Consider the following 12,266-nt stretch of genomic DNA (forward strand, 5'->3'; position numbering starts at 1 on the left):
GTTTCCCAATCCGCCGCCCCATGGCGATGCCGGCCCGCCATGCTACAGCGCCGGGCCCATTCGATCACCTGATAAGGAGTGCCACCATGGCCGAGGATCTCCGCAGCCGGTTCACCGCGGCGCTCAAGACCGCCATGCTGGCGCGCGACGCCGCCACCACCTCCACCCTGCGAATGATCACCGCGAAGCTGAAGGACACCGACATCGCTGCCCGGCCCTCGGGCGTCACCGCGGTGCCGGAGGAGCAGATCGTCGCCATGCTGCGCGGCATGGCCAAGTCCCGCCGCGAGAGCGTCGAGCTCTACCGCCAGGGCGGCCGCGAGGAGCTGGCGGCGAAGGAGGAGGCGGAGATCGCGGTGATCGAAAGCTTCCTGCCGCAGCAGATGGACGCCGCCGCGACCGAGGCCGCCATCCGCGAGGCGATCGCCGAATCGGGTGCGGCATCCATCAAGGAGATGGGCAAGGTCATGGCCGTGTTGCGGGCGAAGCACGCCGCGACCATGGATCTCGGCAAGGCCGGCCCCTGGTGAAGGCGGCCCTCGGCGGTTGATGCGCGGGCGGGGCCGGGCCGCTAGACTGGCCTGACCGCCATGGCCCTACCCCCGCAATTCCTCGATGAGCTGCGCGCCCGGACCCCGCTGCACGGGCTGATCGGCCGCAAGACGCGGCTGACCCGCAACGGCCGGCAATGGAAGGGTTGCTGCCCCTTCCACAACGAGAAGTCGCCCAGCTTCTACGTCTATGACGACCACTTCCACTGCTTCGGCTGCGGCGCGCATGGCGACGCCATCACCTTCTCATGCGGGCGGAGGGCGCCTCCTTCCCCGAGGCGGTGGAGCGCCTGGCCTCCGAGGCTGGGCTGGAGGTTCCGAAGCCGACCCCTCAGGCGGCGGCGCGGGAGAAGCGGGCGCGCGACCTCCATGGCGTGCTGGCGCTGGCCGAGGCGGCCTATCGCCGCCGGCTCTTCCTGCCGGAGGGCGCGCGGCGCTCGACTACCTCCGCCGCCGCGGCCTGACCGACGAGACCATCGCCCGCTTCGGCCTCGGCTGGTCGGGGGAGGGCAGGGGGGCGCTGGCGGCCGAGCTGAAGCCGGAAGGGATCGAGCCGGCCCAGCTGGTCGCCGCCGGGCTGATGAAGCCGCGTGACCCGGACGATGCGGCCGCCGGCCTGTCCGACATGTTCTTCGGCCGGGTCATGTTCCCGATCCGCGACCGGCGCGGCCGCACCATCTCCTTCGGCGGCCGGATCCTGGGCGACGGCCAGCCGAAATACGTCAACGGGCCGGAGACCGAGCTCTTCTCCAAGCGGCGCGGCCTTTACGGGCTCGACCTGGCGCGGGAGGCGGCCTTCCGCGGCGCCCCGGTGCTGGTGGTCGAGGGCTATATGGACGTCATCGCCCTGCACCAGGCCGGCTTCGGGGGGCAGTCGCCCCGCTCGGCACCGCACTGACTGCAGAGCAGCTGGAGCTGCTCTGGCAGATCTCGCCCGAGCCGGTGCTCTGCTTCGACGGCGATGGCGCCGGCGCCCGGGCCGCGGCGCGGTCGGCCGAGCTGGCGCTGCCGCTGCTGAGCCCGGAGCGAAGCCTGAAGCTGGCGACCCTGACCGGCGGCGAGGATCCCGACACGCTGGTCCGCAAGGGCGGCGCCGCAGCCTTCCAGCCGGTGCTGGACGCGGCCCGGCCGCTCTCGGTCGCGCTCTATGACCTCGTCACCAAGGACAAGCCGCGCGAGACGCCGGAACAGCGCGCCGCGCTGCGGGCCCGACTGGAGGAGCTGGCGCGGCTCATCCCCGACAAGATGCTGGCCGGCGAGTACCGCCGCGCCCTGCTGGACCGCTTCTTCGAGGCCGGGCGGCGGCCGATGCCGCCCGCCGCGCCCGCCGCCCGCCCCGGTCGGAGGCGGGCGGCAAATGGCGGCGCGAGCCGCCGATGGGCATCCCCGGCCTGCCCCGGCCGGCGATCGACCAGCCCGGCATCCGGCTGGAACGGGCCCGCAACCTGCTCGCCATCCTGCTCCGCCACCCGCTGCTGCTGCCGGAGGTCGAGGAGTCGCTGATGGCGCTCGACCTGCCGGAGGGGATTGCCAGGCGTTACGATCCGCGCTGCTCGGCTGGCTCGCCGGGGCCGAACTCCTTGACTCCGCAGCGCTGGCGCGCCACCTCGCCCAGGACGGGATGGAGGATGCCGCCATCTGGGCCACCCGGGCCCCTGGGCTCTGCGCCGCGGCGCATCCCGCGGCCCAGCCGAAAGAGGCGCTGGACGGCTGGTGGCATTTCTTCGGGCTGCTGCGAGGCGAGGCGGAACTGGTCGAGGATCGGGCCGAGGCGCAAAGGCTGCTGGTGGAGACCAACGACCCGGCGGCGCAGCAACGCCTGATCCGCCTGTCGGAGGCGCTCGCCGCGCTCAGGGGCGGCGATTCCGAGTCCATCCCGGAGGACGGGGCCCTGCGGGGCCCCGCCGGTCCTTCCGGGGCACCGCGTGCGGACACCATAGGGTAGAGGGCATCGCACCTGCACCCCGCCGCGCGGGGCGCAGGGCGCGTCGATGGAGCGGACGGGATGGCGAGCAAGGTCACCGGCGGCACGGATACGGTCGAGACCCGCGACGACGTGGTGGAGGGCGTGCTGCTCGACACCATGACCGCCGCGGTCAAGAAGCTGATCTCCCGCGGCAAGGAGCGGGGCTATGTCACCTACGACGAGATCAACGCCGCCCTGCCGCAGGACCAGGTTTCCTCCGAGCTGATCGAGGACACCCTGGCCAGCCTCAGCGAGACCGGCATCAATGTCGTCGAGGGCGAGGAGAGCGACGAGGGGAGGCGTCGGCCGGCGCCAAGCCGGCCGCCGAAGACAAGGAAGAGAAGGACGAGGAGGAGGCGGGCGGCAACGTCGACGAGGAAAGCCTCGGCCGCACCGACGACCCGGTCCGGATGTACCTGCGCGAAATGGGCAGCGTCGAGCTGCTGTCGCGCGAGGGCGAGATCGCCATCGCCAAGCGGATCGAGGCGGGGCGGGACATGATGATCGGCGGTCTCTGCGAGAGCCCGCAGACCTTCAAGGCGATCATCGCCTGGCATGAGGCGGTGAAGGAAGGCCGCATGCTGCTGCGCGACGTGATCGACCTGGAGGCGACGCATAGCGCCGACAGCCCGGACGTCCCGCCGCCCGACGCCAACGAGGAGTTCGAGGAAGGCGAGGAGGGCGAGGGGCTCGGCCTGTCGCTCTCGGCGCTCGAGGAGAAGCTGAAGCCCGAGGCACTCGCCGCCTTCGAGGCGATCGAGGGCGCCTATTCCCGGCTGCAGAAGCTGCAGAACAAGCGGATGGAGGCTTATACCGCGGGCGAAGACCTGCAGGGCCGCTCCGAGAAGACCTACGAGAAGACCCGGGCCGAGCTGGTGGCGCTGGTGCAGAAGGTGCACCTGCACAACAACCGGATTGAGGAACTGGTCGAGCAGCTCAAGCACCTCAACCGGAAGCTGACCGCGCTGGAGGGGCAGGTGCTCCGCATGGCCGAGGCCAGCAAGGTGAAGCGGGAGGAGTTCCTGCAGACCTGGCGCGGCAGCGAACTGGACCCGGCCTGGTTCGAGCGGCTGGGCAAGCAGACCCACAAGTCCTGGAAGACCTTCGTCGCCCGGTCGCGCGACGACGTGGAATCGGTCCGCGCGCAGATGGCGAGCATCGCCAACGACACCAACCTGCCGATCGCCGAGTTCCGCCGTGTCTACGCCACCGTCCTCGCGCGGCGAGCGCGACATGACGCAGGCGAAGAAGGAGATGATCGAGGCGAACCTGCGCCTGGTGATCTCGATTGCCAAGAAATACACCAATCGCGGCCTGCAGTTCCTCGACCTGATCCAGGAAGGCAACATCGGCCTGATGAAGGCGGTCGATAAGTTCGAGTATCGCCGCGGCTACAAGTTCAGCACCTATGCCACCTGGTGGATCCGCCAGGCGATCACCCGTTCCATCGCCGACCAGGCGCGGACCATCCGCATCCCGGTCCACATGATCGAGACGATCAACAAGCTGGTCCGCACCAGCCGGCAGATGCTGCACGAGATCGGCCGCGAGCCGACGCCGGAGGAACTGGCGGAGAAGCTCGGCATGCCGCTCGAGAAGGTGCGCAAGGTCCTGAAGATCGCCAAGGAGCCGATCAGCCTCGAGACGCCGATCGGCGACGAGGAGGACAGCCATCTCGGCGATTTCATCGAGGACAAGGCGGCGATCATCCCGCTCGATGCCGCCATCCAGTCCAACCTGCGCGAGGCGACGACGCGGGTTCTGTCCAGCCTGACCCCGCGCGAGGAGCGGGTTCTCCGCATGCGCTTCGGCATCGGCATGAACACCGACCACACGCTGGAGGAGGTCGGCCAGCAGTTCAACGTCACCCGCGAGCGCATCCGGCAGATCGAGGCGAAGGCGCTGCGCAAGCTGAAGCACCCGAGCCGCAGCCGCAAGCTGCGCAGCTTCCTGGACAACTGAGCGCCGTGGCGGCAGGCGGCGACCGGCGATGAGCCTGAAGGGCGAGACCGTCATCCCGGTCGCGGTCGACGTGACCTTCCTGCGCATGGACCAGCCGCCGGGGCTGGGCGGGCCGCGGCTGCCCGTCGCGGCCGGCGTGGTGCAGGCGCGGCGCTGCAGCGTCGGTTTCTATCGCTACCTGTACCATACGGTCGGCCAGGATTATTGCTGGTGGCTACGGCGGACGCTGCCCGATGCCGAGCTTGCCGGCATCCTGAACGATTCCGGCGTGTCCATCCATGTCCTCTACCAGGATGGCGAGCCGGCCGGCTTCTACGAACTCGACCGGCGCAACAGGCCCTTCACCAATCTCGGTTATTTCGGCTTGATGCCGCATGCCATCGGGCATGGGCTGGGGCCGGCCTTCCTGCGCCATGCGGTCGACACCGCCTGGGCCGAGCACCCGCGCGGCCTGACGGTGAACACCTGCACCGCCGACCACCCGCGCGCCCTGCCCAATTACTTGGCGACCGGCTTCGCCCGGCTCCGCACGGTGCGGGAGGTCTGGCAGGTGCCGGCCCGACTCGGCCTGCCGATTCCCGAACGGCTGCGCCATCGCTAAGGCTCCAGGCGGGCGGCACCGTCGGCTGGACCGCGCGCCGCAGGAAGGCCTGAGGCGGGCTGCGGCCCTGTTGCCAACAGGATTCCTGATCCAGGGCGAGGACGGTCGCCGGATCGCAACCACGCGATCCCGGGCGAATGACGTTGTGTCCCGACGCGTTCGGGCGCATGGTGCGATCGTCAACCCGTCTGGTTCGGCCTGTTTCGTCAGCTCATGCTTGAGCCCCGAGCCTGGTTACGTCCCGCAATGGCAGATTGGCCTGTCCCGCGACGTGCGCGGGCCGGAACGTATGCTTGATGGATATACAATATGACTACCGGCACTGTTAAGTGGTTCAATGCCACCAAGGGCTACGGCTTCATCCAGCCTTCGGACGGGACCGCTGACGTTTTCGTGCACATCTCCGACGTCCAGCGCGCCGGCCTCCAGGGCCTGAACGATGGCCAGAAGGTCACCTTCGACGTGCAGCGCGGCAAGGAAGGCAAGCTCTCCGCCGGTAATCTCCAACTCGACTGAGGTCGCGCTGCCGTCCGGGGCCGGCTGCGGCTCCGGGCGCTCTCCACCTGCCCATCCCGCAGCCGCAAGGCAGGAGGACCACGATGTCACCCCATCGCTTCAATGTCGGGCAGAAGGTGGAATTCGTTCCCCATCGCTTCGATGGCAATGTCCCCCGCGGACTCTACACGGTGCGGTGCGGCAGCTTCGGGACCGGACAACGACCGCGAATACCGGGTGAAGCATCAGCAGGATGGGCATGAACGCGTGGTGCTGGAAAGCCAGCTCCGCAGCGGCTCGACCGGCGTTTTTTCCTGATAGGGCGGCCAGCGTGGCGAGACGACCGAATTACGGCCAGCAGCGGGCCGAGATCAATCGCGGCAAGCAGACGAAGCAGGCCGAGAAGCAACGCGAGCGTGAGGAAGCGGTCGCCCGTCGGAAGCAGGAGCGTGAGGGCGGAGCAGTGCCCGCGCCGTCCACCGACGAGGGGAAGGCCGAGGCCTGACACCGCCACCACGCCTCGCGGCGTGACTGGCGTCCCGGGAATGGCTGGCCCGGCCGACTTTGCCGCAGCCCTCCCGTCCGGTCCGGCCCGCAGGCCGGATGCGGTGAAGACCAGCGTAGGACAGGGTCCCGTTCCACGAAGGGCGTGGGACGGAATATGAGATAATGGAATAGCGACAATGGCTACCGGCACCGTGAAGTGGTTCAACGCAACCAAGGGCTTCGGCTTCATCCAGCCCGATACGGGCGGCGCGGACGTGTTCGTCCACATCAGCGCGCTCGAGCGGGCCAACCCGCCGATCCGTGCGCTGAACGAGGGCCAGAAGGTCAGCTTCGACCTCGAGAACGACCCCCGCAAGGGCAAGGTTTCGGCCGGCAACCTGAAGCTGGCCTGATCGGCGGATCTCGCCGGGGCCGGCCATCCACGCCGCGCACCGGCGACGACCATCGAAAGTTTGGGACCCGGTGCCGCTCGCGGCGCCGGGTTTTTTCAATGATGGGGGCACCGCATGGCCAAGCGACGCGACGACGGCAAGTGGGCGTTCTTCGACGTCCACTATGCCGATGGCAGCCGGACCTCGAACCGCAGGGTGCCCACCGACATCCTCGGCGGACTCGATGGCGACGACCCGGCCCGCACCGAGATCGAGGCGCAGGACCAGCGCATCGCCGATGCCTCCGGCAAGCCGCGGCGGCTCATCGCCACGCTGCGCCGGGCCGTGCCGGCCTGACTGGCTGCAGCCATGAAAAGGCCGGCGGGTTGCCCCGCCGGCCTTGTCCTCTGCGGCTGCCGCCGATCAGCCGCTATGCGCCAGGATCGCCAGCAGCAGCAGGGCCACGATGTTGGTGATCTTGATCATCGGGTTCACCGCCGGCCCGGCGGTGTCCTTGTAGGGGTCGCCCACCGTGTCGCCGGTCACCGCGGCCTTGTGGGCCTCGGACCCCTTGCCGCCGTGGTGGCCTTCCTCGATGTATTTCTTGGCATTGTCCCACGCGCCACCGCCGGTGGTCATCGACACCGCGACGAAGAAGCCGTTGACGATGACGCCGAGCAGCATGGCGCCCAGCGCCTCGAAGCCCGCGGCGCGGCCGGCGATGCTGCTGATGCCGAAATAGATCACCAGCGGCGAGAGCACCGGCAGCAGCGAGGGGATCATCATCTCCTTGATCGCCGCCTTGGTCAGGATGTCCACGGCCCGGCCGTAATCCGGCCGGTCGCGGCCTTCCATGATGCCGGGCTTCTCGCGGAACTGCCGCCGCACCTCCTCCACCACGCTCATCGCCGCGCGGCCGACCGCCGTCATCGCCATGCCGCCGAACAGGTAGGGCAGGGCGCCGCCGAACAGCAGGCCGACGACGACGTAGGGGGAGGACAGGCTGAAGCTCAGCGCGCCGATGCCCTTGAAGTAGGGATAGGCGTCGCTGTTCGCGGCGAAGAAGGTCAGGTCCTGGGTATAGGCGGCGAAGAGCACCAGCGCGCCGAGGCCGGCCGAGCCGATCGCGTAGCCCTTGGTGACCGCCTTCGTGGTGTTGCCCACCGCGTCCAGCGCATCCGTGGTGACCCGGATCTCCTTCGGCAGGCCGGCCATCTCGGCGATGCCGCCGGCATTGTCGGTGACCGGGCCGAAGGCGTCGAGCGCCACGACCACGCCGGCCAGCGCCAGCATGGTGGTGACCGCGATGGCGATGCCGTAGAGACCGGCCAGACTGTAGCTGAACAGCACGCCGCCGATGATGATCAGCGCCGGAATGGCGGTGCTCTCCATGCTGACGGCGATGCCGCGGATCACGTTGGTGCCGTGGCCGGTCACCGAGCTTTCGGCGATCGCCTGCACCGGGCGGAAATTGGTGCCCGTGTAGTACTCGGTCACCACGATGATCAGCCCGGTCACCGCCAGCCCGACCACGCCGCAGAGGAAGAGCGAGAAGGCGTTGAAGGTGGCGCCGGCGGCGGTGATGCTGCCGCTGCCGAAGACCAGGTAGGTCAGCGGCAGGAGCGCGACCAGCGACAGCACCCCGGTGACGATGAAGCCGCGGTACATAGCGCCCATGATCGAGTTGTTGGCGGGCAGCTTGACGAAATAGGTGCCGACGATCGAGGTGACGACGCAGACCGCGCCGATCGCCAGCGGGTAGAGCATGCCGAGCGCGAGCGAGCCGGCCGGGAAGGCGATGGCGGCCAGCACCATGGTGGCGACCATGGTCACCGCATAGGTCTCGAAGAGATCGGCCGCCATGCCGGCGCAGTCGCCGACATTGTCGCCCACATTGTCGGCGATGGTGGCGGGGTTGCGGGGGTCGTCCTCGGGGATGCCGGCTTCGACCTTGCCGACCATGTCGCCGCCGACATCGGCGCCCTTGGTGAAGATGCCACCCCCGAGCCGGGCGAAGATCGAGATGAGCGAGGCGCCGAAGCCGAGCGCGACGAGGCTGTCGATGACCACGCGGTCATTCGCCGCCAGGCCGGCGATCTGGGTCAGGACGAAGAAGTAGACCGCGACGCCGAGCAGCGCGAGGCCGGCGACCAGCAGGCCGGTGATGGCGCCCGACTTGAAGGCGACGTCGAGCCCCGCGGCCAGCGACTGGGTGGAGGCCTGCGCCGTGCGGACATTGGCGCGCACCGAGACGTTCATCCCGATAAACCCGGCCGCGCCGGACAGGACGGCGCCGATCAGGAAGCCGATCGCGACCGGGATGCCGAGCGTGACCACCACCAGCACCAGCAGCACCACGCCGACGATGCCGATCGTCGTGTATTGCCGCCTGAGATAGGCCGAGGCGCCTTCCTGGATGGCCGCGGCGATCTCCTGCATGCGGGCGCTGCCCGCGTCGAGCGCCATGACCTGCTTCGCCGTGACCACGCCGTAGGCGATAGAGAGCGCCCCCAGCACGATCACCAGCAACAGTGAAATCGTCATCAAAGTCGCAACCCCCCTTGTTTTTCCGCGCCCGGAGGCGCGCCCGAGGCCAGCCTCGGACGCGCCGCGCCTGCGCGGGCGGCCAAGGCTATGCTGGCCTTTGGCACGGGCGCAACGGTGACGCCGGGACGCAATCGCGACACCCGCCCGGCATCTTGCTGCCGCCATGATCGCCGACCACCATGGCGGCTTCCACGAAGGAGAGGACGCGGTATGACGAGACGGCGAGGCCTCCTGGTCGCGACCGCCCTGCTGGCCGCCGGCACCGCATCGCCGGGCATCATGCGCGGCGCCAGCGCGCAGCAGGCTGCGGCGCCCGAGCTGCTGGAAAAGCGGGTCTTCGAGGCCGGAGCCTTCCAGACCCGCGGCGGCGCGACCATCCCCAACACCCGCATCGGCTACCAGACCATGGGCAGGCTGAATGCCGCGGGGGACAACGCCGTCCTGATCTGCCACTTCTTCAGCGGCAACAGCCATGCATTCGGCCGCCTCTCGGCCACCGGTCCGGCTGGCTACTGGGACTCCATCATCGGCCCGGGCAAGGCGATCGACACCGACCGGTACTTCGTCGTCTCGGCCGACACGCTGGTCAACGTCAACGTGCCGGACGCCAATACCGTGACGACAGGCCCGGCCAGCATCAACCCGGATACCGGCCGGCCCTGGGGCATGGCCTTTCCCGTCATCGCCATGGCGCGACTTCGTCGAGGTGCAGAAGCGGCTGCTCGACAGCCTCGGGGTGAAGCGCCTGGCGCTGGTCGCCGGCCCGTCCAATGGCGGGCTGCAGACCATCGAATGGGCCGCCGCCTATCCGGACTTCGTCCAGCGCGCCATGCCGGTGATCGCCGCCGAGATCGATGCCTGGATGCAGGGCTGGCTTAACATCTGGGAGGCGCCCATCCGCCTCGACCCGAATTGGCGGGAGGGCGACTACTACGCGCTCGGCCGCGAGCCGCCGCTGCGCGGCCTGGCCGAGGCCTGGAAGGTCGTCACGCTGCAGGCCCGCGACCGGCTCTGGGCCAAGCAGTACGACCGCAAGCTGCCGGAAGGCCAGGATCCGGCGCGGCGCATCGGCGACCGCTTCGCCATCGAGAAATGGCTGGATGACGCGGCGGCCGCGCGGGCGAAGACCTCGGACGCCAATTCCTTCCTCTACATGGTGCGGGCCAACCAGCTTTTCCTGAACGACTACCCGAACCTCGCCGCGGCGATGGAAGGCGCGACGAAGCGCTGGCTGGTGATCCCGTCGCCGACCGACCGCGTCTTCGTCCATGACGGCGCGCAGGAGTTCATCGAGGTGCTGCGCAAGGCCGGCAAGTCCGTGGCGACGGCCGAGGTGACCGGGCCGCTCGGCCATCTCAACGGCGTCGTCGGGATGGCCCCGCTCGGCGACCGCATCCGCGGCTTCCTCGCCGAATAGGCCGGCAGCGGCCGGTCACGCCAGCGGCGTGGCCTGACCAGCCTGCTGGCCGTCGCGGCAGGCCCGGCCCGGTGCCGTGCCTGGCGCGACGCGTGCCAGCGCCTCGGCCAGTTCGGTCATGGCAAAGGGCTTCAGCAGCAGCGCGGTCGCTCCGGCGCCGGAGGCGGCAAGCAGCCGCGCCCCGTCTGGCGGCAGCCAGCCGGTCATCATGACGACCGGTAGGTCGGGCCGCTCCGCCCGCAGCAGCGCAATCAGTTGCAGTCCCGAAAGCCGGGGCATGGCCAGGTCGGTGACCAGGACGTCGCAGGGCAGGGCCGCCGCCAGGCCGAGTGCCGCCTCGCCATCCGCCGCATGCACCACGCTGTGCCCCATTTCCGCCAGCGCGTCGCCGACCACCAGCGCCGCAAGCGCCTCGTCCTCGGCCAGCAGGATCCGCAGGCCCTCGCCGCGATGCGCCATGCGATCCTCCCCAGGGCCGCCCCCTGCCACTCACCCGGACAGGTATGGACCAAGCAGGGTGGAATCGGAACGGTTCGCCGGTCGAACCCCTGTCACGCTTCTGCGAAGGTTGAATGTCACGCCGGATGATTGCCGATGGCGATAAAGCGCGGAAGCCTGCCCTGCTCCAGCGACCGGGGCTGCGGCGCCACGTCAGGGCAGGTCGGCGCCGGCGGCGCCCGGTCCCAGGCGGCGATCGCCGACAGGTAGGCAGCGGCGGATGCCTCCAGGCCATGCCCCTGCCGCAATGGGCCCGCGCCGCGGCGCCCCGTGCTACGAGGCTGGCGGTGTCGCGCAGCAGGCCGGCGACCAGAGTCGCCAGCCGCGCCGCTGGCTCCGGGCCGGGCGCCAGCTTCGCCACCACCGCATCCGGGTATTCCGCGGCCGGCCCGGTCGCGTCCACCACCGCGGGCAGGCCCATCCCCAGTGCCCGCACCAGCGCGCCCGAGGTCTCGCCGGCCTGCGGATGGCGCAGGTTGACCAGCAGGTCGGCGGCGCGGGCATAGGGCAGGAAGGCGTCCTCCGGCAGCCAGCCGGTGACCCGCACCCGGTCCTGCAGCCCGAGCCTGCCGATGAGCCCGGCAAGGTCCAGCCCGGGATCCGGCGCCCCGGCGATCACGTGCAGCAGGTCCGGGAACTCGCCCGCGAGCCGCGCCACCGTCGCCAGCACCAGGTCGATCCGCTTGGCCGGCGTCGCATGTCCGAGCGAGAGCAGGATCGGTCCCCGTGCCGGCAGGCCGAGGCCGCGGCGCGCCGCGGCCCGGTCCAGCCCGTCGAGCGCCGCAACCGCCGGCGAGAGGTGGTGCGGCACGACGCGCAGCGGCGGCCCGCCCCGGCGCTGCACCCGGGCGGCGGCGAAGCGGCTATGCAGGATGACGCCCTGCGCCCGGTCGAGGACCTGGCAGTGCAGCGGCAGCAGGAAGCGCAGGGCCGGGTCGAACGGCCCCTTGGCCCGCAGCCGCGCCACTTGTCGCCCGGCCGCGCCATGCTCGGCGAAGAGCGCCGCCTCGTAGCCCGCCGGATTGCCGCGGCCAAGGGTCAGCGCCTCCACCAGGTGGTGCAGCACCGGGTCGTGCAGGGTAACGATTCTCGGGCGGTGCAGCGCCGCCACGAAGCCATGTGCCTGGTCGAGGCCGTTGCCGACCTGGTACAGATGCGCCCAGCCCCGCAGCGCCGGGCGGCGCCGGTAGTCGAGCACGGAGACGACCTCGACGCCCGCCAGCGGCACGATGTCCTGGTGCCGGGCGACCACCGCGACCACGGGCAGGGCAGCCGCCAGCACCGGCAGGGAGCTCGGCGGCATAGCCGGCGATGCCCGACCGCGTGGGCGGCAGCGGGGTGAAGACGACGA

13 protein-coding genes and 3 pseudogenes are annotated in these 12,266 nt (G+C 70.2%); 13 read left to right on the plus strand and 3 right to left on the minus strand.

All coding sequences use genetic code 11. The annotated features are described in order from the left end of the window. Nucleotides 1–86: 86 nt before the first annotated feature. From ACQ86J_RS32200 to ACQ86J_RS32255, 12 genes and pseudogenes are all read left to right on the plus strand, one after another. Nucleotides 87–530, plus strand: coding sequence for a GatB/YqeY domain-containing protein (locus ACQ86J_RS32200; RefSeq protein ID WP_431268710.1), 444 nt, complete (start codon nucleotides 87–89; stop codon nucleotides 528–530). A gap of 60 nt (nucleotides 531–590) precedes the next feature. Further along, a pseudogene (locus ACQ86J_RS32205) lies at nucleotides 591–737 on the plus strand (CHC2 zinc finger domain-containing protein); the annotation flags it as partial. A gap of 62 nt (nucleotides 738–799) precedes the next feature. Next, nucleotides 800–1,015: a hypothetical protein gene (locus ACQ86J_RS32210; protein ID WP_431272765.1), complete on the plus strand. Its 216-nt coding sequence runs from the start codon at nucleotides 800–802 to the stop codon at nucleotides 1,013–1,015. Nucleotides 1,016–1,026: 11 nt separating this feature from the next. Beyond that, entirely contained in the window at nucleotides 1,027–1,449 is a 423-nt protein-coding gene (locus ACQ86J_RS32215) for a hypothetical protein (protein WP_431272610.1), read from the plus strand. A 17-nt stretch (nucleotides 1,450–1,466) separates the two neighbouring features. Then, a complete protein-coding gene (locus ACQ86J_RS32220) occupies nucleotides 1,467–2,054 on the plus strand; it encodes a hypothetical protein (RefSeq protein ID WP_431272611.1) in 588 nt (195 codons plus the stop codon). 118 nt (nucleotides 2,055–2,172) lie between these two features. Then, nucleotides 2,173–2,496 carry a hypothetical protein gene (locus tag ACQ86J_RS32225; protein WP_431268711.1) on the plus strand — a complete coding sequence of 108 codons (324 nt, stop codon included), beginning with the start codon at nucleotides 2,173–2,175 and terminating at the stop codon, nucleotides 2,494–2,496. A gap of 60 nt (nucleotides 2,497–2,556) precedes the next feature. After that, nucleotides 2,557–4,479, plus strand: a pseudogene (rpoD, locus tag ACQ86J_RS32230) (RNA polymerase sigma factor RpoD). Between the two features lie 28 nt (nucleotides 4,480–4,507). Beyond that, nucleotides 4,508–5,080: a GNAT family N-acetyltransferase gene (locus ACQ86J_RS32235; RefSeq protein ID WP_431268712.1), complete on the plus strand. Its 573-nt coding sequence runs from the start codon at nucleotides 4,508–4,510 to the stop codon at nucleotides 5,078–5,080. Nucleotides 5,081–5,389: 309 nt separating this feature from the next. Further along, the gene (locus ACQ86J_RS32240; protein ID WP_431268713.1) at nucleotides 5,390–5,596 is read left to right on the plus strand and encodes a cold-shock protein; all 207 of its coding nucleotides are present in this window, start codon (nucleotides 5,390–5,392) and stop codon (nucleotides 5,594–5,596) included. Nucleotides 5,597–5,906: 310 nt separating this feature from the next. After that, nucleotides 5,907–6,080, plus strand: coding sequence for a hypothetical protein (locus ACQ86J_RS32245; protein ID WP_431268714.1), 174 nt, complete (start codon nucleotides 5,907–5,909; stop codon nucleotides 6,078–6,080). 178 nt (nucleotides 6,081–6,258) lie between these two features. After that, nucleotides 6,259–6,474, plus strand: a complete 216-nt coding sequence (locus ACQ86J_RS32250; protein ID WP_133286835.1) for a cold-shock protein — start codon at nucleotides 6,259–6,261, stop codon at nucleotides 6,472–6,474. A gap of 114 nt (nucleotides 6,475–6,588) precedes the next feature. Beyond that, entirely contained in the window at nucleotides 6,589–6,810 is a 222-nt protein-coding gene (locus ACQ86J_RS32255; protein ID WP_431268715.1) for a hypothetical protein, read from the plus strand. 66 nt (nucleotides 6,811–6,876) lie between these two features. Here the strand turns inward: ACQ86J_RS32255 and ACQ86J_RS32260 are convergent, their stop codons facing one another. Further along, on the minus strand, nucleotides 6,877–8,997 hold the full coding sequence (locus tag ACQ86J_RS32260) for a sodium-translocating pyrophosphatase (RefSeq protein WP_431268716.1): 2,121 nt from the start codon (nucleotides 8,995–8,997) through the stop codon (nucleotides 6,877–6,879). A gap of 709 nt (nucleotides 8,998–9,706) precedes the next feature. On the opposite strand from ACQ86J_RS32260, the gene ACQ86J_RS32265 reads away from it, so the two are divergent. Next, the gene (locus ACQ86J_RS32265; protein WP_431268717.1) at nucleotides 9,707–10,417 is read left to right on the plus strand and encodes an alpha/beta fold hydrolase; all 711 of its coding nucleotides are present in this window, start codon (nucleotides 9,707–9,709) and stop codon (nucleotides 10,415–10,417) included. A 15-nt stretch (nucleotides 10,418–10,432) separates the two neighbouring features. Here the strand turns inward: ACQ86J_RS32265 and ACQ86J_RS32270 are convergent, their stop codons facing one another. Both ACQ86J_RS32270 and ACQ86J_RS32275 read right to left on the minus strand, forming a co-directional pair. Continuing rightward, on the minus strand, nucleotides 10,433–10,876 hold the full coding sequence (locus tag ACQ86J_RS32270; RefSeq protein ID WP_431272612.1) for a response regulator: 444 nt from the start codon (nucleotides 10,874–10,876) through the stop codon (nucleotides 10,433–10,435). Between the two features lie 355 nt (nucleotides 10,877–11,231). Further along, nucleotides 11,232–12,218: pseudogene (locus ACQ86J_RS32275) on the minus strand (glycosyltransferase); the annotation flags it as partial. Between the last annotated feature and the right edge of the window lie 48 nt (nucleotides 12,219–12,266).

This window comes from Dankookia sp. P2 (assembly GCF_050632255.1).
Classification (GTDB): domain Bacteria; phylum Pseudomonadota; class Alphaproteobacteria; order Acetobacterales; family Acetobacteraceae; genus Paracraurococcus.

What these genes read in the sequence shown, in the direction of transcription:
- ACQ86J_RS32200 (WP_431268710.1), top strand. Translation starts at nt 87, where the DNA reads ATGGCCGAGGATCTCCGCAGCCGGTTCACCGCGGCGCTCAAGACCGCC.
- ACQ86J_RS32240 (WP_431268713.1), top strand. Translation starts at nt 5,390, where the DNA reads ATGACTACCGGCACTGTTAAGTGGTTCAATGCCACCAAGGGCTACGGC.
- ACQ86J_RS32235 (WP_431268712.1), top strand. Translation starts at nt 4,508, where the DNA reads ATGAGCCTGAAGGGCGAGACCGTCATCCCGGTCGCGGTCGACGTGACC.
- ACQ86J_RS32225 (WP_431268711.1), top strand. Translation starts at nt 2,173, where the DNA reads ATGGAGGATGCCGCCATCTGGGCCACCCGGGCCCCTGGGCTCTGCGCC.
- ACQ86J_RS32250 (WP_133286835.1), top strand. Translation starts at nt 6,259, where the DNA reads ATGGCTACCGGCACCGTGAAGTGGTTCAACGCAACCAAGGGCTTCGGC.
- ACQ86J_RS32210 (WP_431272765.1), top strand. Translation starts at nt 800, where the DNA reads ATGCGGGCGGAGGGCGCCTCCTTCCCCGAGGCGGTGGAGCGCCTGGCC.
- ACQ86J_RS32270 (WP_431272612.1), bottom strand. Translation starts at nt 10,876, where the DNA reads ATGGCGCATCGCGGCGAGGGCCTGCGGATCCTGCTGGCCGAGGACGAG.
- ACQ86J_RS32255 (WP_431268715.1), top strand. Translation starts at nt 6,589, where the DNA reads ATGGCCAAGCGACGCGACGACGGCAAGTGGGCGTTCTTCGACGTCCAC.
- ACQ86J_RS32260 (WP_431268716.1), bottom strand. Translation starts at nt 8,997, where the DNA reads ATGACGATTTCACTGTTGCTGGTGATCGTGCTGGGGGCGCTCTCTATC.